Source organism: Brevundimonas sp. BAL450 (genome assembly GCF_015767455.1).
GTDB lineage: Bacteria > Pseudomonadota > Alphaproteobacteria > Caulobacterales > Caulobacteraceae > Brevundimonas > Brevundimonas abyssalis.
Window position 1 is genome coordinate 18,224 of sequence record NZ_JADWOW010000061.1, and the last position, 21,945, is coordinate 40,168.

Annotated in this window: 19 protein-coding genes; 7 read left to right on the top strand and 12 right to left on the bottom strand. The window is 69.7% G+C overall.

Annotation, left to right across the window (positions count from 1 at the left end):
* The first annotated feature begins 49 nt into the window (after positions 1 to 49).
* Positions 50 to 682, top strand: a complete 633-nt coding sequence (locus IWC96_RS14260) for a DUF6498-containing protein (RefSeq protein ID WP_196839133.1) — start codon at positions 50 to 52, stop codon at positions 680 to 682.
* Between the two features lie 45 nt (positions 683 to 727).
* Here IWC96_RS14260 and IWC96_RS14265 read toward each other — a convergent pair whose 3' ends face one another.
* Positions 728 to 1,300: an OmpA family protein gene (locus tag IWC96_RS14265; protein WP_021697367.1), complete on the bottom strand. Its 573-nt coding sequence runs from the start codon at positions 1,298 to 1,300 to the stop codon at positions 728 to 730.
* A 303-nt stretch (positions 1,301 to 1,603) separates the two neighbouring features.
* On the opposite strand from IWC96_RS14265, the gene IWC96_RS14270 reads away from it, so the two are divergent.
* Complete coding sequence (locus tag IWC96_RS14270) at positions 1,604 to 2,416, top strand: hypothetical protein (RefSeq protein WP_148291468.1); 813 nt, start codon at positions 1,604 to 1,606, stop codon at positions 2,414 to 2,416.
* A 647-nt stretch (positions 2,417 to 3,063) separates the two neighbouring features.
* On the opposite strand, the gene IWC96_RS14275 is transcribed toward IWC96_RS14270, so the two are convergent.
* Genes IWC96_RS14275 through IWC96_RS14285 form a run of 3 tightly spaced genes read right to left on the bottom strand, consistent with a single transcriptional unit; the run spans position 3,064 to position 6,379 of the window.
* Positions 3,064 to 3,837: an RNA methyltransferase gene (locus IWC96_RS14275; RefSeq protein WP_021698773.1), complete on the bottom strand. Its 774-nt coding sequence runs from the start codon at positions 3,835 to 3,837 to the stop codon at positions 3,064 to 3,066.
* A gap of 36 nt (positions 3,838 to 3,873) precedes the next feature.
* Positions 3,874 to 5,337 (bottom strand): sulfotransferase, encoded by a 1,464-nt coding sequence (locus tag IWC96_RS14280; RefSeq protein WP_196839135.1) that lies wholly within the window; start codon positions 5,335 to 5,337, stop codon positions 3,874 to 3,876.
* A 4-nt stretch (positions 5,338 to 5,341) separates the two neighbouring features.
* Positions 5,342 to 6,379, bottom strand: coding sequence for a hypothetical protein (locus IWC96_RS14285; RefSeq protein WP_021698500.1), 1,038 nt, complete (start codon positions 6,377 to 6,379; stop codon positions 5,342 to 5,344).
* A gap of 280 nt (positions 6,380 to 6,659) precedes the next feature.
* On the opposite strand from IWC96_RS14285, the gene IWC96_RS14290 reads away from it, so the two are divergent.
* From IWC96_RS14290 to IWC96_RS14300, 3 genes are all read left to right on the top strand, one after another.
* Positions 6,660 to 8,141 carry a SulP family inorganic anion transporter gene (locus IWC96_RS14290; RefSeq protein WP_196839136.1) on the top strand — a complete coding sequence of 494 codons (1,482 nt, stop codon included), beginning with the start codon at positions 6,660 to 6,662 and terminating at the stop codon, positions 8,139 to 8,141.
* Positions 8,142 to 8,151: 10 nt separating this feature from the next.
* Positions 8,152 to 9,000, top strand: a complete 849-nt coding sequence (locus IWC96_RS14295; RefSeq protein WP_021698498.1) for a universal stress protein — start codon at positions 8,152 to 8,154, stop codon at positions 8,998 to 9,000.
* A gap of 118 nt (positions 9,001 to 9,118) precedes the next feature.
* Positions 9,119 to 9,688, top strand: a complete 570-nt coding sequence (locus IWC96_RS14300; RefSeq protein WP_021698497.1) for a methyltransferase domain-containing protein — start codon at positions 9,119 to 9,121, stop codon at positions 9,686 to 9,688.
* 2 nt (positions 9,689 to 9,690) lie between these two features.
* Here the strand turns inward: IWC96_RS14300 and IWC96_RS14305 are convergent, their stop codons facing one another.
* The 3 genes from IWC96_RS14305 to IWC96_RS14315 all read right to left on the bottom strand — a co-directional run bounded on the left by IWC96_RS14305 (position 9,691) and on the right by IWC96_RS14315 (position 12,840).
* Positions 9,691 to 10,404, bottom strand: a complete 714-nt coding sequence (locus IWC96_RS14305; protein WP_021698496.1) for a hypothetical protein — start codon at positions 10,402 to 10,404, stop codon at positions 9,691 to 9,693.
* On the bottom strand, positions 10,404 to 12,038 hold the full coding sequence (locus IWC96_RS14310) for an alpha-D-glucose phosphate-specific phosphoglucomutase (RefSeq protein ID WP_196839137.1): 1,635 nt from the start codon (positions 12,036 to 12,038) through the stop codon (positions 10,404 to 10,406). The genes IWC96_RS14305 and IWC96_RS14310 overlap by 1 nt, the downstream gene beginning before the upstream one ends.
* Before the next feature lie 127 nt (positions 12,039 to 12,165).
* A complete protein-coding gene (locus IWC96_RS14315) occupies positions 12,166 to 12,840 on the bottom strand; it encodes a nitroreductase family protein (protein WP_021698493.1) in 675 nt (224 codons plus the stop codon).
* A 141-nt stretch (positions 12,841 to 12,981) separates the two neighbouring features.
* Here IWC96_RS14315 and IWC96_RS14320 point away from each other — a divergent pair, with 141 nt between their 5' ends.
* The gene (locus IWC96_RS14320) at positions 12,982 to 13,506 is read left to right on the top strand and encodes a 3D domain-containing protein (RefSeq protein WP_021698492.1); all 525 of its coding nucleotides are present in this window, start codon (positions 12,982 to 12,984) and stop codon (positions 13,504 to 13,506) included.
* A gap of 86 nt (positions 13,507 to 13,592) precedes the next feature.
* Entirely contained in the window at positions 13,593 to 15,056 is a 1,464-nt protein-coding gene (locus IWC96_RS14325) for a sodium:alanine symporter family protein (protein ID WP_021698491.1), read from the top strand.
* Positions 15,057 to 15,113: 57 nt separating this feature from the next.
* On the opposite strand, the gene IWC96_RS14330 is transcribed toward IWC96_RS14325, so the two are convergent.
* The 5 genes from IWC96_RS14330 to IWC96_RS14350 form a co-directional block, all read right to left on the bottom strand.
* Positions 15,114 to 15,848 (bottom strand): TlyA family RNA methyltransferase, encoded by a 735-nt coding sequence (locus tag IWC96_RS14330; protein ID WP_045319377.1) that lies wholly within the window; start codon positions 15,846 to 15,848, stop codon positions 15,114 to 15,116.
* Positions 15,845 to 18,610 (bottom strand): valine--tRNA ligase, encoded by a 2,766-nt coding sequence (locus tag IWC96_RS14335; RefSeq protein WP_021698489.1) that lies wholly within the window; start codon positions 18,608 to 18,610, stop codon positions 15,845 to 15,847. Before IWC96_RS14335 ends, IWC96_RS14330 begins: the two co-directional genes overlap by 4 nt.
* 92 nt (positions 18,611 to 18,702) lie before the next feature.
* Entirely contained in the window at positions 18,703 to 19,359 is a 657-nt protein-coding gene (locus IWC96_RS14340) for a DUF2497 domain-containing protein (protein ID WP_196839138.1), read from the bottom strand.
* Positions 19,360 to 19,503: 144 nt separating this feature from the next.
* Positions 19,504 to 21,084 (bottom strand): TolC family outer membrane protein, encoded by a 1,581-nt coding sequence (locus IWC96_RS14345; RefSeq protein WP_196839139.1) that lies wholly within the window; start codon positions 21,082 to 21,084, stop codon positions 19,504 to 19,506.
* A 127-nt stretch (positions 21,085 to 21,211) separates the two neighbouring features.
* Complete coding sequence (locus IWC96_RS14350; RefSeq protein WP_021698294.1) at positions 21,212 to 21,841, bottom strand: protein-L-isoaspartate O-methyltransferase; 630 nt, start codon at positions 21,839 to 21,841, stop codon at positions 21,212 to 21,214.
* Between the last annotated feature and the right edge of the window lie 104 nt (positions 21,842 to 21,945).

Sequence of the window (21,945 nt, forward strand, 5' to 3'; positions counted from 1 at the left end):
CGCCGCCACAGGCCAGTGTGCCGTCATGGCGGGCGATGTGATCACAGGCATGGGACGACGGTTGGGCGGGGCGCGGCTTCTGCTGATCGTCCTGCTGAACCTGATTCCGGTGGGCGGGGTGCTGTGGCTGGGCTGGGACGCCGGGCAGATCCTGATGCTCTACTGGGTCGAGAACATCATCATCGGGGTGATGAGCCTGATCCGCATCCTGACCGCCCGCCAGCCGGACACCCTGGCGCCGGGTTCGACGCAGATGGGAACGATCGGCGTCGGCTGCTTCTTCATCGTCCACTACGGGCTGTTCACCCTGGTCCACGGCGTCTTCACCATGATGCTGGCGGCCAGGATCATCGACGGGGGGGACGGCCTGTGGGAGCGGGTGTTCGCCAATCCGAGCTTCCACTTGGCCGTGCTGGGGGTGATGGGGCTCCAGGTCGTGATCCTTATCCGCGAGTGGTGGTCCAGCGGCCTGTGGCGCCGGTCCACGCCCGGGATGGAGATGTTCCGCCCCTATGGCCGCATCGTGGTGCTGCATGTGACGGTGCTGGCCGCCGCCTGGTGGCTGAGCGGAACGGCCGCGCCGATGGGGGCCGTGCTGATCCTGTGCCTGATGAAGGCGGTGGTGGAGCTGGCCCTGACTGCGGTCATCTCCCCCGCCGCGCGCTCACCGCAGGGAGCGTGACCGGAGCCGGACGACGCGCGCCCAGCCCCGCATCACGTCACGCTGTCAGCTCAGGACGACGATGGCCACGCGGCGGTTCTGGGACCGGCCTTCGGGGGTGTCGTTGGGCGCCACCGGTTCGCTCTCGCCGTAGGAGATGGTGGACATGCGGTTCAGGGCCACGCCCTGACGGTTCAGATAGCGGCGCACGGCCTCGGCGCGGGCCTGACCCAGTTCGTCGTTGTAGGATTCCGGGCCGGTGGAGTCGGTGTAGCCCTGGATCTCCAGATAGACGTTGGCGTTCTCGGCGCGGAGGCGCTGGGCCAGCTCGTTGAGGCGCTGCTCGGCTTCGGGCGACAGGCTGTCCACGTCCGTGGGGAACTTCACCGAGTCATCGGACAGGACCACCTCGTAGAGGAACTTGCCCTCGGCCAGCACATGGGCGTCGTTGGCGCGCTGGAGGGCCTGTCCGGCGGTGCCCTCGACGCCGGTGAGGCGCGTGTCGGTGGCCGTCACGCGATCATCGACCACCTGTACGTTGTCGCGCACGAACTGGTGGCTGGCGCAGGCGCCGGCCATCAGACCCACGGCGGTGATGGTCGCGCCGACCTTCAGCGTGCGGCGTGTGGAAGTGTTCAAGTCAGGTCTCCATCCCAGTGGGGGCGCCAGTCCCATCGTCGCGCGCCGCCACGTTTTTCGGCACGAAAGGCCGCTTGATGACGGGGTTTTGACCAGAAAATGTCAGCTTGGCCGTAGTATTTCGTCCATCCGTGCAATAATCGTGTTCGATCAGGAACCCGCGCCTGAGCAGACGCGTTGGGCCGCTCAGAGGCCAAGGGGCCGGGACGCGGTCCTCCTTTCAGCGATCACTGATCTCATTTTCGCACCCTGCCCGACCGCCGGCGCCACGATGCTGACGCGGACGAACTTTTTTCTGTGGGCGTGAGCGATTTTTCTCGATCCGGTGCGCGCCGCCCCCGCTGGAGCCGCCTGGCCGTCCGGTCCGGCGTGTTCCTGATCGTCGCCGGGGTCGAGGTCGCGCTGTTCCTGACCCTGTCCCGCATGGGTCTGATCGAGCCGCCGCTTGCGCCGCCGCCCGTCGTTGTAACCCTCGTCAATCCGCCGCCAGTTCCGCCACCCCCGCGGGTCCCCGAACCGGTCCTCGAGGATTCACCCGCTCCCGCCGACGCGGCGCCGCCGGACACGGCCCTGCGCGTCGCCCCGCCCTCGCCGCCACCACCGCCCCTACGCCCGCCGCGCTTGCCGCCGCCGGAGGTGGAGACTGTCCCCATAGCGCCCTCTCCCCCCGCCCTGCCGGTGCTGACGTCATCGCAGACGGCGGGCGCGCGGACGGCGGGTCGCGGCGCGGGCGGCGGGGCCGGCGGCGCGGGATCGGGATCGGGCGCGGGCGGATCACGCGGCGGCTGCGACATGGTCAGCCGCCTGCAGGATGCGTTGCGCGGCGATGCAGACGTACGCGCCGCCATCGACGCCGCCAGCCGCCAGCTGAACGCCTCGGGCCGGGCCATCCAGGTCTGGGACGGCGACTGGCTGCAGAACGGCGACGAGGCGGGCAAGGGTCTGGCCGGGGTGCGCCAGGCCATCGCCATGGAGGTCGCCTTCGCTCCCGCCGACTGCCGCACCGAGGCCATGCGAGGGCTGGTGCTGCTGACCTTGGGTGACGGCGCCGGCGCCTCCCGCATCGCCCTGGGCGCCCCGGCGTGGCGTTGGTCGGACCTGCTGGAGATCGACTGACGGGGTCTGGGGCTGTGAGACTCTGGCGGCGAAAAAGAGTGCAATGAGAGTCTCACTTTTCGCCGCCAGAGCCCCTTGTCATCCCGGCCGGAGCGAAGCGGAGAGCCGGGACCGGACGTCCTTGATAAGCCCGCCCGGAAAGCCACGAGGCTGAGCCGGGCGACAGGGTGACGGAACCCTGGCCCCGGATCGACGCGCTGCGTCATCCGGGCCTGACAAGGCAGGAGCGCGCTTCCCGTCCCGGATAGCGCCTGCGGCGCTTCCGGGATGACAAGGCGGGTCATGGGACCGCCCGGTGAGACTCCAGGCGCGAAAAAGAGTGCAATGAGAGTCTCACTTGGCGTCGGACAGCGGGGGCCGAGGCCATCCCATAGACCCCGCTCATCCCGGCGAAGGCCGGGATCCAGATCATAAGGCGGGGTGGCTGGAGACGGGCCCCAACGCATCTCCGGCTTCCTCCGGCGCGCGCCATCTGACCCCAGCCTTCGCTGGGGTGAGCGGAGGGGTGGAGGGGGCGGTGTCCCGGGCTCATCGCACCATGATAGGGGACCTGACACGGGCGGGATGAAATCGACCGCGATCGGTGGCCAATCCCTTGTGTGCAAGGGCATTGGGCGGCGGAAATGCGGGATTATCCCGGCCTCCCGCTACTCGCCGCGCGCCTTCTTCTCCGCCAGCTTGGCCAGCACGCGGCCGCGGCCCTTGGACAGGGCGTGGATCACGCCGCGGAAGGTGGCCACCTCCTGCTCGGTGAAGGCGGCGCGGCCCAGCATGACGCGCAGGTTCTGGCTCATGGAGCGCTTCTTCTCGGGCGGATGGAAGAAGCCGCCGGCGTCCAGCTCGGTCTCAAGATGCTCGTACATGCCCAGCAGCAGGTCATTTGAAGCGGGCGGCTCGCCCTGGCGAAACTTCGGCGGCGGGGCGTCCAGCACCAGGGTGCGCCACTCATAGGCGTTGATGGCCACGGCCTGGGCCAGGTTCAGGGAGTGGTGGCGCGGGTCGATGGGGATGGTGACGATGCCCGAGGTCAGGGCGATGTCGGTGGTCTCCAGCCCGGCCCGCTCGCCGCCGAACAGCAGCCCGGCCTTCAGGCCCGAGGCGGTGTCGTCATAGAGCACGCGGGACGCCTCGCGCGGGGTGCGCACCGGCTGGCGCGTCTCGCGGGGGCGGGCGGTGGTGGCGAAGACGGTGTTCAGGTCGGCGATGGCCTCGGCCACGGTGTCGAACACGCGCACGCCCTCCAGCACCCAGTCGGCGCCCGAGGCGGTGGCCCAGGCCCGGTCCTGGGGCCAGCCGTCGCGCGGGGCGACCAGCCGCAGGTCCGACAGGCCGAAATTGGCCATCACCCGCGCGACGGAGCCGATGTTGTCGGCCATCTGCGGCTTGTCGAGGATGACGGCGGGCGGGGTCAGGTCGGTCATGCCGCTCCCCTACAGCGCCGGGCGCGTCGGCGAAAGTCAGGCCCGGCCCAGGGCGGCCTTCAGCGGTCCCAGATGGGGCGCGTAGTTGCGCCACCGGCCCGAGGCCCGGCGATAGAGCGGCTCGCGCACCTGCCACACGCTGGCGGTCCGCACGGCGTTGTCCAGGGCGTGGAACGACAGGCAGCCGTCCTCCCAGGCCAGACCGCAGAAATCCAGCAGCCCGCGCACCTTCTCCTCCGGGTCGGCCACCAGGGCGTCGTAGTCCAGGGTGTGGATGTCGTCGGGCCACAGGGATTTCCAGTGGTCCATCAGCCGCTCCTGCTGGATCAGCCAGTGGGCCGTGTCCTCCAGATCCAGCGCCCACGGCATGGCGTGGCTCAGGTGCAGGAACCAGCACGACAGGCAGTTGTCGAGCGGGTCACGGCGGGTGTGGATGATGCGCGCCTGCGGGAACAGGGTCTTGATCAGGCCCAGGTGAAGGAAATTGTCCGGCCGCTTGTCGGTGATCACATCGGCGCCCGGCAGGCGCGTCCGGAAACCGTCCAGATAGGCCGCGCGCAGGGAGGCGATGCGGCCCTCGTCCAGTGTCTTCAGGCTGTCGGGCCAGGGCTGAAGGTCGCGCCGGACCAGAGCGGGCAAAAGCTCAAGCTCGCCCCCTGGGGTGACCCGGCTGTGCGCGGCCAGGATCTGCTCGGTCAGGGTCGAGCCCGAGCGGAACATGCCGCAGATGAACAGGGGCGCGTCCTCGCCGCCCTCGCCATCCCCGGCGTCGGGAAAGGCCGCGATCAGCTGGTCGACCACCGTCTCCTGCGCCGCCCGGTCATAGCGCGCGCCGGGCGGCCCCGGGATCAGGCGGCTGTCGCGGTTGGCCTGTGCGTACGTCGCGAAGGCTTCGTCATACGCCCCGGCTTCGTCCAGCATCCGGCCGAGGGCGAAGCCCAGATCGGCCCGCGCCATGCGCTCGTCCGGCGAACCCGTGCCGATGGCCTTGAGGGCGGCGCGCAGCCGGCCGATCAGCGGATCGTCCGGCCCGGACGCCCGGGCGACGCCCGCCAGCCGCGCCAGGGCCAGCACATTGCCCGGCTCCAAGGCCAGCGCCTGCTCATAGGCCGCGCGCGCCGGATCGCGCCGGCCCCGGTCCTCATGCAGATTGCCCAGATTGAGCCAGGCGGGGGCGAAGCGGGGATTGAGTTTCAGCGCCTTGTCCAGCTCGGCCTCGGCCTCGTCGGGGCGGTGCAGGTCCTCCGACAGGATCACGGCCCGGTTCAGCCGCGCCTCTTCCGGCCCGCGCACGCCCAGCTTGAGCGCCCGATCATAGGCGTCCAGCGCCGCCTCGTGCCGCCCGATCCGGCGTCGCAGCCGGCCCAGATCGAACCAGACGTCGGCCAGCTCGGGCCGCAGCGCCAGCAGGGCCTCGAACGCCGCGACAGCCTGCTCCAGCCGCCCCGCATTCTGGTGATCGAGCGCCTGTCTCAGCCAGTCTTCGGGCGATTGCGCCAAGAGATCAGTCCGTCCCGATCATGGCGTCCCAGGGATCGGCGGTCCCCGCCTCCACCTCAGCCACCGCGACGGCGGGCCAGCCGACGCGGGCGCCCGCGCTCTCGCGCCAGGCCAGCACGATCAGGTCGCGCAGCTCGCCCGCCCCGGCGCCCAGCCGCTCCACCGCGAAGGCCCCGCCGCGCGGATCCCCCTCGGCGAAGGCGCCGTCGCGCTCGAGCCGGTAGAAGGGCGTCACCTGGGCCACACCCTGGCCGAGATAGCGGGCGGTGCGGCGCTCGATGGCGGCTTCGCCCAGGTCGGGCTCGGGCATGGCGCTCTCCACCAGATCCAGACGCGCCACGCCGCGCACATAGGCGCCTTCGAACAGGCCGTGGGTGCGGCGCGAGGTGGTGAAACCCTCGGGATTCGGGGTGTCCCGATCCCAGCCGTTGTAATGGATCGAGGTGTGCAGCGGCTGGCTGGCGTCGCCCACATAGTGGGACCAGACCCCCAGGTCGCGGATCAGCAACGCCTCGCGGCGACGACGATCCTCGGCGTACCAGGCGCGCCTGCCCGGATCGGTCTCGCGCGCCTCGGCGGCGTTCAGCACGCGCCAGTAGGCGAAGTCGCGCACCAGCTGCTGCCAGCCGTCGATCAGGGCGTAATAGAGATACCCGGCGTCATCCACATCCAGGCCGGCCTGGGTCAGGGCCGCTTCATACTCGCTGCGCAGCTCGGGCATGGCGTCGATGTGGGGGCCGGCGGCGGTCAGCACATGGCCGTTGTCGTCGAAGTCGATGAAGTGGGCCGTGTCGCGCTCCCGGGCATGGGTCCGCGGCCCGCCCTTCCAGCGGTCGGGCTCGCGGGTCAGTTCGCCCACCTCGGTGGCGGCCTCGGTCGTTCGCAGGAAGGCGGGGATCTCGTCCGGCAGCGAGCGCATGGCCGCCACCGCGATCAGCCGGTGGCCGGTGGCGCCCCAGGCCCCTACATCGGCGGCCGGGGCGGCGATCACGGCCACGGCGGCGAGGGCGAGGAACGCTCGTTTCAGGGGGGCGCGCTGCATGGGACAATCCGGTGGGGTTGGCGTTATGAGGGGACTTAGCCGATCCCGGGTTCCGCCTCCAGCCGGTCAAGGCTGGACGTCCGCGGCCGCTGATTTTCTGTTGCGCTGCACAAGATATCTGTTAGGAGGGCCGCGCACGTGCTGCTGTCCTTTCTGGACGGTCTAACTGCGGCGTCGGGGCCTCTCCCAGCCGCATCTGCGTGCATCGGAACAATTGAATCAGAACCGCCCTGCGGCGGTCACGCATGGCCGAGACCGGCTGTGCGAGAGGATGTCCTGAATGAATCTCGCAGTCCTGCGCCAGACCTGGCTCGGAAATGTTCGCGGCGACCTGCTGGCGGGCATGGTGGTGGCCTTCGCCCTGATCCCCGAAGCGATCGCCTTCTCCATCATCGCGGGCGTCGATCCGGCGGTGGGGCTGTACGCCTCCTTCGCCATCTGCGTGGTCATCGCCTTCGCGGGCGGACGACCGGGCATGATTTCGGCGGCCACGGGCGCCATGGCGCTGGTGATGGTGGTTCTGGTCCGCGAGCACGGGCTGCAGTACCTGCTCGCCGCCACGGTGCTGACCGGCGTCCTCCAGATCATCGCCGGCTATCTCAAGCTGGGCGTGCTGATGCGCTTCGTCTCCAGGTCGGTGGTGACCGGTTTCGTGAACGCCCTGGCCATCCTGATCTTCATGGCCCAGCTCCCGGAGCTGACCAATGTGGGGTGGCAGACCTACGCCATGGTGGCGGCGGGTCTGGCGATCATCTACCTGCTGCCGCGCCTGACAAAGGCCGTGCCGTCGCCGCTGATCGCCATCGTCGTCCTGACCGCCCTGGCCATCTTCATGGGCATGGACCTGCGCACCGTCGGCGACATGGGTGAACTGCCCTCGACCCTGCCGATGTTCCTGCTGCCGGACATCCCGCTGAACCTCGAGACCCTGCTGATCATCCTGCCCTATTCGGCCACCCTGGCCGTGGTCGGCCTGCTGGAGTCCCTGATGACCGCGACCATCGTCGACGATCTCACGGACACGCCCAGCGACAAGAACCGCGAGTGCAAGGGTCAGGGCCTGTCCAACATCGTGGCCGGCTTCATGGGCGGCATGGCGGGCTGCGCCATGATCGGCCAGTCGGTGATCAATGTGAAATCCGGCGGCCGGGGACGTCTGTCGACCCTGTCGGCGGGCCTGCTGCTGCTGTTCATGATCGTGGCCCTGGGGCCGTGGGTCGCGCAGATCCCCATGGCCGCCCTGGTGGCCGTGATGATCATGGTGTCCATCGGCACCTTCAACTGGGCCTCCATCCGCAATCTGAGGGAGCATCCCAAGAGCTCCAGCTTCGTCATGCTGGCGACCGTGGTGGTCACGGTGGCCACCCACGACCTTGCCAAGGGCGTGTTCACCGGCGTGCTGCTGTCGGGCATTTTCTTCGCCCAGAAGGTGGCGCGCATCGTCGCCGTCCGCTCCACCGAGGTGGATGGCGGGCGCGGCCGCGAATATGTGGTCCTCGGCCAGATCTTCTTCGCCTCGGCGGACGCCTTCGTGAACAGCTTCGATTTCAAGGAAGCGGTCGAGCATGTGCGCATCGACGTCAGCCGCGCCCACTTCTGGGACGTGTCGGCCGTCGCCGCCCTGGACAAGGCCATCTTGAAGTTCCGCCGCGAAGGCACGACGGTGGAGGTGATCGGACTGAACGAGGCCAGCGCGACCATGGTCGACAAGTTCGGCGTCCACGATAAGCCGGGCGCGCTTGAACGCCTGCTGAGCCACTGAGGAAACGGCCATGACCAAAGTTCTCGCGTGCATCGACGCGTCAATCTATGGCCTCAGCGTCTGCGACCACGCGGCCTGGGCCGCGCGCCTCCTCAAGGCGGATGTGGAGCTTCTTCATGTGCTCGACCGCGCCCCTGACGCCGTGGCGGCGGACATGTCGGGCAGCATCGGCCTGGGCGCCCGCGAGCACCTGCTCGAAAATCTGACGCGGCTCGATGAAGAGCGCGGCCGTCTGCGGATGGAGCGGGGCCGCGCCCTTCTGGAAGGCGCCGAAGCGCGTCTGCGGGACCAGGGCCTGACTGTGGTGACCCGCCTGCGTCACGGCAGTCTGGTGGACAATGTGACCGAGCTGGAGCCCGAGGCCCGCGTGGTGGTTCTGGGCAAGCGGGGCGAGGCGGCGGATTTCGCCAGGCTGCACCTGGGCGGCTCGGTGGAACAGGTCGTGCGGTCCACCACCCGGCCCGTGCTGGTGGCCTCGCGCGCCTTCAAGCCGGTCCAGCGCATCCTGCTGGCCTATGACGGCGGCGCCAGCTCCCGGAAGGCGATCGCGTTCCTGGTGTCTGACGCAGCGTTCAAGGACTTCGACGTCCACGTGGTCATGGCCGGAACGGCCCGTGCCGAGAACGAGGCCCACATGGCCTGGGCGGACTCCCAGCTCAAGGCCTGGGGCGGCGCCTACACCATGGAGCTGCGCGCGGGCGACCCCGAGAGCGTCATCGCCGACTATGTGAAGAAGGCGGAGATCGACCTGCTGACCATGGGCGCCTACGGCCACTCGCCCATCCGTCGCTTCATCGTCGGCAGCACCACCACGGCCATGATCCGCACCTGCCTAATCCCGGTGCTGCTGTTCCGTTGAGGATCTGAGCCCGTTCGCCGCCAGTCTTTCCAGGGAGGCCGCAATCCAGTTCGCCGATCCGGAAAAGCCACAGGGCCGCGTCGCCCCGTCCAGCCTGCATGAGGGCCGGATCCAGGCCGTGGTCGACGCCCTGGTCCGGTGCGGCGCGCGGCGCGTCGCCGACCTCGGCTGCGGCCCCGGCCCGTTGTTCGAACGGCTGATCCGCGAGGACCGGTTCGACGCCCTCACCGGGGTGGAGCTGCGCCTGGGTGATCTGGACACCCTCAAGGCGCGGGTCGCCTCCATCGAAACCAGGGCGGAACTGCGCTTCATCCACGGGTCGTTCCTGGACCCCGCCCTCGATCTCGGCGGGCACGACGCCTTCGTCATGCTGGAGACGCTGGAGCACATCGAGCCCGACGCCCTGTCGCAGGTCGAGCGCGCCTTCTTCGTGCTCAGACAACCGCGCACGGTGATCATCACCACGCCCAACGCCGACTACAATCCACTGCTGGGCCTGAAGCCGGGGCGCAAGCGACACTGGGACCACCGGTTCGAATGGGGCCGCGAGCGGTTCCGGCATTGGGCGAACGGGGTGGCGGACCGCAACGGCTGTGCGGTGCGCTTCGACGACGTCGGACCCTGCGCGGCCGGGCTGGGCGCGCCGACGCAGATGGCGGCGTTCGAACGCCGCGAACCCCGCCCCTGATCTCAGCGCCTGCGTCCCAGATACAGGGTGCATTGCGACGGTTCGCCGGTCAGCGGGTTTTCGAAGCGCACATCCTCGGCGCGCACGTCGGCGAACACGCCCCTCAGGGCGTGGATGAAATGGTCCTCTGCGGGATCGTCCGACCACATGGCGAACACCCCGTCCGGCCGCATGCCGAGCGCAAGATCGGCCAGCCCCCTGGGGGTGTAGAAGGCGGCATGGTCCGGGGCCAGCAGGCGCGTCGGCGAGTGGTCGATGTCCAGCAGGACCAGATCATAGGTCTCGTCGCTGTGCCGGGGACTGCCGGGCGAGAACCAGGTGAAGAAGTCGGCCAGGCGCAGGACGCAGCGCGAGTCTTCCCGCAGCGGCGGCGCCAGAGGGACCAGCCCCTCCTCGTGCCACTCGATCACCGGCTGCAGCGCGTCCAGCACCGTCAGGCGGGTAACCCGCTGGTCCTCCAGCGCGGCGCGGGCCGTGTAGCCGAGGCCAAGCCCGCCCACCAGCACCGACAGCGGCCGATCCGGCGCCATGGCCAGGGCGCGGCGCGCCAGCTCGGACTCGCCCTCGATGAACAGGTCCGACATCAGGTGCTCGTCGCCGAGCAGGATCTCCACCACATGCCGGTCCACCGCCGGAACCCAGCGCCGGCGCAGGATGGCGGGGCCCTTCGCCGTGGGACGGTAATCGAGCTCTTCAAAGCGTTTCATGTCGGCCATCAGGTGATCGTGGAGGGAGCGGTGCGGTCCAGGCGTTCGACGATGCGCGCCGCCTCCGCCGCCGCCGCCGAAAGCGCCGACAGGGCCTCGGCCACGGGGGCGTCGATCGCGCCCGATGGCGCTTCAAACCGCTCCACATAGACCCGCAGGGTCGCGCCGCGCGCGCCGGTGCCCGACAGGCGATAGGTGATGCGGGCGTCCGGCGTCAGCCACAGCCGCACGCCCTGCTGCTCGGCCACCGACCCGTCGACGGGGTCCACATAGCGGAACTCTTCGGCCTTCCGCACGGTGAAGCCGCCCACAGTCCGGCCCGGCATCTGGTCCAGGTCCGCGCGCAGGTCGCGCATGAAGTCCGCCGCAGGGGCCGCGTCCAGATCCTCGAAATCCAGCCGCTGGTAATAGTCCCGGCCGTAGAGGCGCCAGTGATCCCGCACGATGTCCGGCAGCGGCCGGCCCTCGACCGCCAGCAGGTTCAGCCACATCAGCACCGCCCACAGGCCGTCCTTCTCGCGCACATGGTCCGCGCCGGTGCCGAAACTCTCCTCGCCGCAGAAGGTGATGCGGCCGTCGTCCAGCAGGTTGGTGAAATACTTCCAGCCGGTGGGGGTCTCATAGACCGGCAGGCCCAGCCGTTCGGCGACCCGGTCCACGGCGCGACTGGTGGGGGCCGAACGGGCCACGCCCTTCAGCGGCCGGGTGCGATAGGCGCCGATGCGCGCGGCATTGGCCGTCAAGATCGCCAGGCTGTCGCCGGGCGACACGATCATGCCGGGCCCCAGGATCATATTGCGGTCCCCGTCCCCGTCCGAGGCGGCGCCGAAGGACGGCGGCTGGTCGCCGAACAGGGCCGCGGCCAGTTCGGGCGCATGGTTGGGATGGGGATCGGGATGCCCGCCGCCGAAGTCGGGCGACGGGGCGCCGTTCATCACCACCCCGCTGGCGCCCAGCCGGGTCTCGAGGATCTCCCGGGCATAGGGCCCGGTCACCGCGTGCATGGCGTCGAACATCATGGAGAAGTCGGGCCGGGCGATCAGGGCGCGTATCTGGTCGAAATCGACCAGGGTCTCCATCAGGTCGGCGTAGGCCGTGACGGGATCGATGACCTCCACCGCCATGCCGTCCAGATCGAAGGTCCCCGGCCGGCCCAGCGGCGGCGCCGGCTGGTCCGACAGGCTGTAGCGTCTCAAGGCCATGGCCCGGTCACGGACCGCGTCGGTCAGGGACGCCGGGGCGGGACCGCCCGAGGCGCCGTTGAACTTGACGCCGAAATCGCCGTCCGGTCCGCCGGGATTGTGGCTGGCCGACAGAATGACCGCGCCGAACGCCTCATGCCGCCGCACCAGATGCGACGCCGCCGGGGTCGACAGCAGCCCCCCCTGCCCCACCAGCACCCGGCCGAACCCGTGCGCCGCGGCCATGCGGATCACTGTCGCCGCCGCCTGATCCGAGAAGAACCGTCCGTCGCCGCCGACGATCAGGGTCGCGCCCTCCGGCGGCGCGGCCACCTCGAACAGGGCCTGGATGAAGGTCTCCAGATACTGCGGCTCCATGAACCGGCGGGTCGGGCGGCGCAGGCCGGACGTCCCCGGCGCCTGGTCGTCGAAGCCGGGCGTGGCGTGGTGTTCGGTGGTCATTCAGATCCCTGGTTCGGCGGATTCAGTTCTGGTCGTCGTCCGCCTCGACCCGGCGATGCCGATGCGGATCGTGGATCGAGACGTCGGGCGTGCCTGTCCCGTGTAAGGCATCTGGCGTCCGGGTGGTTCATATCCAGTTCGAAATGCCGCTCAGCGGCTTCTTGCCCAGCGCCGCGACCGGCACGGTGGCGTCCGGCGCCGGATGGCCCGCCACCAGCAACAGGAACGGCTTCTCGCCTTCGGGGCGGCCGCAGATGGCGTTCAGAAAGCCCATGGGCGCGGGAGTGTGGGTCAGGGTCGCCAGCCCGGCCTGATGGAGGGCGCAGATCAGCAGACCCGTGGCGATGCCGACGCTTTCGGAGACATAGTAGTTCTTCCGGTCGTCGCCGGGCCGGGGACCGCCGCGCTTCTGGCCGAACACGGCGATCAACACGGGCGCGGTCTCCAGAAAGCCCTTGTCCGGGTCGGTGCCCAGGGGCGCGAGCGCATCCAGCCATTCCTGGGGCGCCTTCTCGGCATAGAAGGCGCGCTCCTCCGCCTCGGCCTCGCGGCGGATGCGGGCGCGAGCCTCGGCGCTTTCGATGACGGTGAAGAACCAGGGCTGGTGATTGGCCCCGGAGGGCGCCGAACCGGCAGTCAAAATCGCCTGCTCCACCACCGGGCGCGGCACGGGCCGATCGGAGAATTCGCGCACCGTGCGCCGCCGCGCCATCTGCTCGCGGAAAGCGGTCGCGGCCGTGACGATCTCGTCGTCTGTCCGCACGGGATAGCCGGTCAGGGGCGTGGACGGATGATCGCGCATGACGGACTCTCCAGCAGCAGTCTGGACATTCCATGCCGTCGCCGCGTCAAGCCGTCCAGCAAGGGCGCCACTTTTTCGCCCGCGGAATGAGTCATTCAGCCCGCGCCGGCGACCACCAGACCCGGCGTAACCCGAGTCCTCATGATGCTGACCGTCGCCGCCGCCGTGGCCGCCCTGATGATGCTGTTCGCCAATCCGGCCAACGCCGAACCGGCGCTTGAAGGCCCCGTGGCCTACAACGAGATCATCGCCGAGGAACAAGCCCAGGCGGAGGCGCAGGCGCTTCTGGAAGCGTCGTTGCACGAGGCGGAGCCCGACTGGCGGCTGTCGGCGCGGCTGTATCACGCGGGCGGCGGCGGGGCGACGGGGATGGACTCCCTGGGCTGCCAGCCCATCGCCATGCGGACGGTTGCGGTGGACCCCCGCGTGGTGCCCCGGCGCACGCGCCTGTACATCCGCGAGACCGTCGGCCTGCGTCTGGCGGACGGCCGCACCCATGACGGCTTCTGGTACGCATCGGACACCGGCGGGGCAATCAAGGGCGCCAAGATCGACCTCTACACCGGCCACGGCCGCGGCTCGATGGGGCCGGTCATGCCGCTGAACATGTCCACCCTGACGGTGGTGAACGCAGGGTCGTTCGATGGCTGTCCCCCCGCGGAGTGATCCGGGGGCTGGCCACGGCCTCCGTTTACCGTCTAAGTAACCCCGAGTAACGGCCCGTGAGTGCGGGCGTTGGGGGACAATTCGACATGACGACACCGGCTCCTCAGGGGATCGAGGCCTTTTACGCGGGCGTGACCAACGTCAGCGATTTCATCTGGGGCGGATCGTGGAACGGCGAGGCCGTTATTCCCTTCCCGCCCATGGTCATCGTGCTGCTGGGCGTGGGCGCCTGGATCATGATCGGCCTGCGCTTCTACCCGATCCTGAAGCTGGGCGAGGCCTTCGCCGGCCTGTTCAAGAAAGAGAAATCCGGCAAGGGCGAGATCTCGCCCTTCGCGGCCCTGTCCACCGCCCTGTCCGGCCAGGTGGGCACCGGCAATCTGGCGGGGGTGGCCACGGCCATCACCCTCGGCGGCCCTGGCGCCCTGTTCTGGATGTGGGTCACCGCCCTGTTCGGCATGGCCCTGGCCTTCGCCGAGGGCTCGCTGGCCATCCGCTACCGCTCGGTGGGGCCTGACGGCGCCTATCGCGGCGGCCCCATGAGCTACATCATGAAGGGCCTCGGCAAGAAGTGGACCTGGCTGGCCATCCTGTTCTGCCTCGGCACCCTGTTCTCGGCCATCGCGACCGGCAACATGATCCAGGCCAACTCCATCGCCGACTCCATCACCAACCTGGCCCCCGTGCCGGAATGGGCGGCCGGCCTGTTCGTGGCCGCGGCCGTGTTCGTGGTCATCATCGGCGGCATCAAGTCCATCGGCAGCGTGGCCGAGAAGGTCGTGCCGATCATGGCCATCGCCTATCTGCTGATGGCGCTGCTGGCCCTGATCATCAACATCGAGGACCTGCCGGCCTCCTTCGGCCTGATCTTCAGCAGCGCCTTCACCGGCACGGCGGCCACCGGCGGCTTCCTGGGCGCGGGGGTCATGATGGCGATCCGCGCGGGTGTGGCGCGCGGCCTGTTCTCCAACGAGGCGGGTCAGGGCTCGACGCCCATGGCCCACGCCGTGGCCAAGACCGACGATCCGGCGCGCCAAGGCCGCTTCGCCATGATGGGCACCTTCATCGACACCATGGTGATCTGCACCATGACCGGCCTGGTCATGCTGACGGTGCAGGGCGCCTTCCCCGCCGGGGGCGGCACGGTGGAGCATGTCTGGAACTCGGACCTGCGCGGCTTCGAGATGACGCTGGCGGCCTATACCGCCGCCTTCCCGACCCTGCTGTTCGGGACCACCACCATCGGCGGTCTGGTGGCCTCGGTCGCCCTGATCCTGTTCGTGTTCACCACCCTGCTGACCTGGAGCTACTACGGCGAGCGGGCGGCGACGCACCTGTTCGGCCAGAAGGTCGCCATTCCGTGGCGCCTGCTGTGGGTCGGCATGATCTTCGTGGGCTCGTTCCAGCACATCGAGTTCGTCTGGCGCATGGGCGACATCTCCAACGCCGCCATGGCCCTGCCCAACCTGGTCGCCCTGGCCGCCCTCTCCGGCGTCGTCTTCGCCATGGCGCGGGGCGACAAGACGGCGGGCAAGGACCACGAGGACTGACGCTCGAAAGGCCCTCTCCCCGTCGGGGGGAGGGCCGCTCGGGGCGGCTGACGAGGATCAGCCGCGCAGGGTCGCCCAGACCAGATATTCGCGATTGCCGTCGCCGCCCGTGATGGGGCTGTCCGTGGTCTCGCGCACGGTCCAGCCCTGCTCGTCCAGCCAGGCGACAGCGCGCTCCAGCGCGGCGGCGCGCGCCTCGGCGTCACGCACCACGCCCTTGCGGCCCACGTCGCCCCGGCTCTCCATCTCGAACTGCGGCTTGACCAGGGTCACCAGGTCGGCCCCCGGCGCCGCAAGCGACAGAGACGTCGGCAGGACCTTGGCCAGGCCGATGAAGCTGACGTCGCAGACGATCAGCTCGGGTGCCTGGTCGATGAGGTCCGGGGTCAGGGTGCGGGCGTCGGTCTTCTCCAGATTGACCACGCGCGGGTCGTCGGCCACGGCCGGGTGCATCTGGGCGTGGCCCACGTCCACGGCGAAGACCTGCGCGGCGCCGCGTTCCAGGCACACCTCGGTGAAGCCGCCGGTGGAGGCGCCCACGTCCAGCACCACCCGCCCCTCGACCGCCACCGGCCACAGGGTCAGGGCGTGATCCAGCTTCAGGGCCGCGCGGCCCACGAAGCGGTGCGCGGGCTCGGCCGTGACGGCGGCGTCCTCCTCCACCTTCTGCGACGGCTGTTTGGCGGGCTCGCCGTTGACCATCACACCGCCCGCCTCGATGGCGGCGCGGGCGCGGGCGCGGGTGTCGAACAGGCCGCGCGCGACCAGCAGTTGGTCCAGCCGGGTTTTCAGGTCAGGTCCTCCAGCCGCTTCAACGCGGCCTGCATCTTCGCCTTGCCCGCCTCGGCGGCGGCCAGCTTCTCGCGCTGTTCGTCCACCACCTCGGGCGCGGCGCGGGCGACGAAATTGGGATTGCCCAGCTTCTTGTTCACATGGCCGATGTCGGCGTCGAAGTCGGCCACGGCCTTCTCCAGCCGCGCGCGTTCGGCGCCCAGATCGATCAGGTCGGCCAGCGCCAGTGCCGCCGTGGTCGAGCCGGAGACGAAGGTCACCGCGCCCGCCGGCGCCGCGTCCGCCGTCTGCACCGACGAGACCCGGGCCAACGTCTGAAGCAGATCGCGGTGACGCTCCACGCGGGCGGCGGTCTGGCTGTCGGGCGCCACAATGGTCAGCGGCGGCTTGGCCGACGGCGGCACGTTCATCTCGCCGCGCAGGGCCCGCACCTCGGTGACCAGATCCACCAGCCAGCCGATCTCGGCCCCGGCGTCCGCGTCGATGAAGGTCTCGGGGAATTCCGGCCAGGCCGCGCCCATGACCAGCCCCTCGCCGCCCAGCTGGGTCCACAGCTCCTCGGTGATGAAGGGCATGACCGGGTGCAGCAGCTTGATGGTCTGGTCCAGGGTCCAGGCGGTCATGGCCCGGGTCTCGGCCTTCGCCGCCTCGTCAGCGCCGCCGAACACCGGCTTGGCCAGCTCCAGATACCAGTCGCAGAACACGTTCCAGATGAAGCGGTACAGGGCGCCCGCCGCGTCGTCGAAACGCCCGCCCTCGATGGCGTCCGCCACCTGACGCTCGGTCTTGACCAGTTCGCCGCGGATCCAGCGATTGATGGTCTGCTCGACCGTGGCCGGATCGAAGCCCTCGACCCGCGCCGCCTCGTTCATCTGGGCGAAGCGGGCGGCGTTCCACAGCTTGGTGCCGAAGTTGCGGTAGCCCTCGATACGCTGCTTCGACAGCTTGATGTCACGAGTCCCCGACAGGATGGCCATGGTGAAGCGCAAGGGATCGGCGCCCAGGTCGTCGATGATCTCCAGCGGGTCGATGACGTTGCCCTTGGACTTCGACATCTTCTGGCCCTTCTCGTCGCGGACCAGGCCGTTGATGATGACCCGCTTGAAGGGCACCTCATCCATGAAGTGCAGGCCCATCATCATCATCCGGGCGACCCAGAAGAAGATGATGTCCGCCGCCGTGACCAGATCGGACGTCGGATAGAACCGCTCCAGATCCTCGGTCTTGTCCGGCCAGCCCATGGTCGAGAACGGCCACAGGGCGGACGAGAACCAGGTGTCGAGGACGTCCTCATCCTGAACGAGCAATTCCCCATTCGTCAGCTTGAATAGAAGAGCGCCACCGCTGGGGTCGTCGCGATAGTGTTCCGCTGCGGCAGCGTTTGCCTCCTCAGCATTCTCTGCCACAAAGATATGCCCGTCCGGCCCGTACCAGGCCGGAATCCGGTGCCCCCACCACAGCTGGCGCGAGATGCACCACGGCTCGATGTTGCGCAGCCATTCGAAATAGATCTTGGAATAGCTGGCGGGCTCGAAGGTGGTGTCGCCCTGCTCCACCGCCTTGATGGCCGGCTGCGCCAGGGTCTTCGCATCAACGTACCACTGGTCCGTCAGCCACGGCTCGATGACCACGCCCGAGCGGTCGCCGTGCGGGACCATGTGCTTCGTCTTCTCGATGGCCTTCAGCCAGCCCTCTTCCTCGGCGCGCGCGACGATGGCCTTGCGCGCGGCAAAGCGGTCCATGCCCTCGTAATCGGCGGGCACGTCGGGGGTGTCGGCGGCGGTGATCCGGGCCAGGGAATCCATGACGTTGAGCGTGGCGAGACCCGCCCGCTTGCCCACGCCGAAATCGTTGAAGTCGTGCGCCGGGGTGATCTTCACCGCGCCCGAGCCCTTGGTGGGGTCGGCGTAGTCGTCGGCGACGATGGGGATGCGCCGGCCGGTGATCGGCAGGATCACCGCCTTGCCCACCAGCCCGGCATACCGCTCATCATCCGGATGCACCGCCACGCCGGTGTCGCCCAGCATGGTCTCCGGACGGGTGGTGGCGACCACGATGTAGTCGCGGGTCTCATATTCGGTGGGCTTGCCGTCCTCGTCGAAGGCGACCGGGTGCTCGTAGGTGACGCCGTCAGCCAGCGGATAGGCGAAGTGCCAGTAGGCGCCCTCGACCTCCTTCTGCTCGACCTCGAGGTCCGAGATGGCGGTCTGGAAGTGGGGGTCCCAGTTGACCAGCCGCTTGTCGCGATAGATCAGCCCGTCCCGGTGCAGCTGCACGAACACCTTGCGGACGGCCGCGTTGAGGCCCTCGTCCAGGGTGAAGCGCTCGCGGCTCCAGTCGCACGAGGCGCCCAGGCGGCGCAGCTGGCGCACGATGGTCCCGCCCGACTCGGCCTTCCATTCCCAGACCTTGTCGATGAAGGCGTCACGGCCCAGGTCGCGGCGGCCGATGTTGCCCTCCGCCGCCAGCTTGCGCTCCACCACCATCTGGGTGGCGATGCCCGCGTGGTCGGTGCCGGGCAGCCACAGCACCGCCTTGCCCTTCATGCGGTGATAGCGCGCCAGAATGTCCTGCAGCGTGTTGTTCAGCGCATGGCCGATGTGCAGCGATCCGGTCACGTTCGGCGGGGGAATGACGATCGAATAGGCGTCGGCGGCGCCGTCGGTGGCGGCGCGCTCCCGGGGCGCGAACAGGCCGCTCGCTTCCCACCGTTCATAGTGGCGCGGTTCGGCGGCCCTGGGGTCGAAGGTCTTCTCAAGCATCGCGTGATCGTTTCGTGGGAAAGAAAAAGGCGGCCCCGTCGGAGCCGCCTTCCGTAGATAGTCGGATGAGGCCCCCAGGGCCAGCGTCGGCGTCAGGCGCCGCCCTGGCGGGAGATGCGTTCCACCTCGGCGCGTACCTCGCGCTCGACGATGCCGGGCAGGTTCGCGTCCAGCCAGTCCTTCAGCATCGGGCGCAGCAGTTCGCGCACGATGTCCTCCAGCGAGCGGGCGTCGGCGGGCGTGCGCGCGGCGGCGGTCAGTCCGGCGAAGGCCGAGGCGGCGGCGCCCGCGGCGGCGGCGCTGACCAGCGGCGAGGCCTGCGCGGCGACAGGGGCGGGTTGCGGGGCCATCTGCGGGGCAGGCGCCGGTTCGGGCTCAGGTTCAGGGAACGGCTCGGGCGAGGACACGTCCAGGTCGCCGATGCTCTCCTCGGCGGCGGGCGCCTGATAGGGCTCGGTCAGCTCCAGCACCTCTTCCTCCTCCTCGGCCTGCGGGGCCGGGTCGGGGGCGGCGGCCTGGGCCTGGGGCTGGGGCTCGGGTTCCGGCTCGGGCTGGGATTCAGGCTCGGCGGCGGGCGCTTCCTCGGCCTGGACGGGCATGGGATCGGGTTCCGGCTCGGACGGCGCCGCCTCGGCGGCGGGTGCGTCGGCGGCGGGCGCGTCGGCCGGGGCGTCGTCCTCGGAGATGATCCGCCGGATGGAGGCGAGAATCTCCTCCATGGTCGGTTCCTGGGCGGACTGATCGGTCATGGCGAATCCCCGAAGCGGACGATCACAATCTTCAAGCGTCAAGGGCGTGCGCGCCGTTCGGCGCGTCTTCCCCCTGCCCTTGTCGTCGCACTTAGAAGCCGAGGAATCAACGCTCGTTTTCGCCGCGCCGGCGAATTGACGCGCCTATTCGGTCGGAGCCGTGCGGATGATTTCGGACTTCAGTTGCTCGTCGATCGGGGCGTCCACCTGATCGTTCGCCGGCATGATCGAGGGGGCGGCGATGCGGTCGATGGCCTCGATCACCCCGTCCCACGGCAGGCCGCCGCGGTTGCGGACCTGCTGGAAGTTGGAGGCGGGATCATAGGGGTCCAGAGACGGCGCAAGATCCGGGCCTTCCAGACGCCCCATGGCGGCCAGAAGGGCGGCCTGGGCCACATAGTCGTTGCGCCGGGCGGTGACCAGATTGACCTCGGCGGAGCGCAGCTCCAGCTCCTGGTTCAGCACGTCCAGGGTGGTGCGCAGGCCGACCTGGGCCTCCTGGCGCACGCCCTCGGCGGCGATGCGGGCGGCGCGCACGGCTTCCTCGCCCGCCTGCAGCGAGGACTGGGCCGAGATCATCTGGGCGTAGGCGGTGCTGACGCTGCGCAGCACCTCGCGGCGCTCGCCCTCGACACCGATCTGGGCGGCGTTGGCCTCTTCCAGCGCCTGGGCCACGCGCGAGCGGTTCAGGCCGCCGGTGAACAACGGCACCGAGACATTGGCGGTCACGTTCAGGCTGGTGCGCTCGAACGGGTCGAAATCATTCAGGCGGCTCGACCCGCCGTAGCTGGCGTTCAGGCTGGCGGACGGCAGGTACTGGCCCCGTGCGGAGGCCACCCGGGCCTCGGCGCCGCGCAGCTGGTATTCCGCCGCGATCAGGTTGGGGTTCTCGGCCAGGCCCACGTCCAGGGCTGCGTCGAAATCGGCCGGCACGCCCGGCAGGGGCGGCGGCGTCTCGAGATTGGCGGGGGCCTGGCCGACGACGGCGGCGTAGCCCGCGCGGCTGACGGACAGCTGCGCCTGGGCCGTGGCCAGATCGGATTCGGACTGGGCCAGGCGCGCCTCGGCCTGGGCCACGTCGGTGCGGGTGATCTCACCCACCTCGAAGCGGGCGCTGGCTTCTTCCAGCTGACGGCGCAGGACCTGCAGGTTGTCCTGGCGGATGCGCAGGATCTCCATGTCCCGCTGCACGTCCACATAGGCCTGGATCACGCCTTGCAGCACTGACTGTTCGACCGCGCGCAGGTTCTGGCGCCCGGCCATCACGCTGGCTTCGGCGGCGTTGATGCCGTGGGCGATGCGGCCGCCGGCGTAGAGGGTCTGGGACAGGCCCACGCTGACGCTGCCGGAATTGCTCTCGCGCGCGGCCCCGCCGCTGGAGAAGGCCGCGCCGGGGATCGTGCCTGTGGAGTCCGGGATCCCGTCGCCGTCGGTGTCGATCGGCACCGGGATGTCGGCGATGGCGCCGCCGCTGGCGGTGTCACCGTAGTTGCGGGTGTACGAGGCCCCGACCGAAGCGTCGATGTTCGGACGCAGTCCTGCGCGGGCCTGGACATAGGTCTCGTCCAGCGCCCGCTGCTGCGCCCGCTGGGCCAGCAGGGTCGGGTTGGTCTGATACGCCAGGGCGATGGCGTCCTGCAGCGAGTCCGCCGAAACCGGCCCGGCCAGAGCCGCCATCAGGGCCAGAGCGGCGGCGGAAGCCAGCGCGCGGGTACGTCTCACCATGACCAGTCCTCAAAAGCTCTCGGCGCGAAATGCCGCGCACGTCACTCTGGTTTGCGGAATGCCCGCCGTTCGCGCCAGTTAAGTTTTTTTCACGCGGAACGGGCGTCGTTCCGTCGCGCGGTTCGATTCAGAAACTGAAGGCCGGTTCCGGCGTCATTCCCACCAGCATCGGCGGCGCCGCATCGAACAGGTCGCGGCGCGAAAATCCGTCCCGTCCGCGCAGGTATAGCACGCCCCGACCCGCCGCGCCCGTGCGCTCCACCACCGCCAGACGTCCGCCCACGGCCAGGGCGTCCAGCCAGGCCTGGGGCCGCACGCCCACGGCGCCTTCGCTGATGATGATGTCGTATCCCTCGCCGTGCGGCTGATCGAACGGCGCGACCACCGTCTCGACCCCGGCGTCGGCCAGGGCGGGCGCGACCACGTCCAGCACCGCCTGATTCGCTTCCTGGGCCGTCACCTTGGCGCCCAGACGGGCCAGGACGGCCCCGGCGTAGGGCGCGCCGATGGCCAGGGCCGTCTCGCCCGGCCTCGCCTCGACCGCGCTGAGCAGCTTGGCGGCTTCGCGCGGCAGCATCAGCACGCGGCCGCCGGCGATCTCGCATTCCACCTCGGCATAGGCCGAGAAAACCCGATCCGGCGCGCAGAACCGCTCGCGCGGCACGGCCAGCATGGCGGCCTGAAGCGCGCGGTCGGTCACATCATTCACGCGGACCTGGGAATCCACCATCATCGTGCGGGCGGCGGCGAAGTCCATGACAGCTCGAATCCTGAAAAGCCTGTGGCCGGAAAATCTGCGCGCCTTATAGGTCCGCCCGCCCCGCTCCGGCAAGGCCGCGCACCGGTCCGCGTGGTGAACGC